Here is a 217-nt window from a genome sequence, read left to right as displayed (position 1 = left end):
CTTCAGGTCGCTGGCGGACAGGGTCATCACGCTGTCGGAGACGCTCTCGGCCAGCGGGATGAGCGTGAGCAGGCCGGCCTTCGTCGTGGCGACGACGGTGCCCGTGATGAGGGCGTAGTCGGCGAGCAGGTCCCCGGCGGGGATGCTGTCGTCGATGGTGAGGACGTGGCGCGGCGCGCTGTGGACGGCGGCGCGGATGGCGTCGACGTCGACGTCG

General features: G+C 71.4%; 1 protein-coding gene. It reads right to left on the bottom strand.

Features of this window, described 5'->3' with window-relative positions:
* On the bottom strand, window positions 1–217 hold a 217-nt coding region (locus GE543_RS27205; protein WP_178118681.1), incomplete at both ends, for a hypothetical protein.

The organism is Pseudomonas sp. SZ57 (genome assembly GCF_009495975.1).
GTDB lineage: Bacteria > Pseudomonadota > Gammaproteobacteria > Pseudomonadales > Pseudomonadaceae > Aquipseudomonas > Aquipseudomonas syringae.
This window is presented reverse-complemented; position numbering and strand designations above follow the sequence as displayed.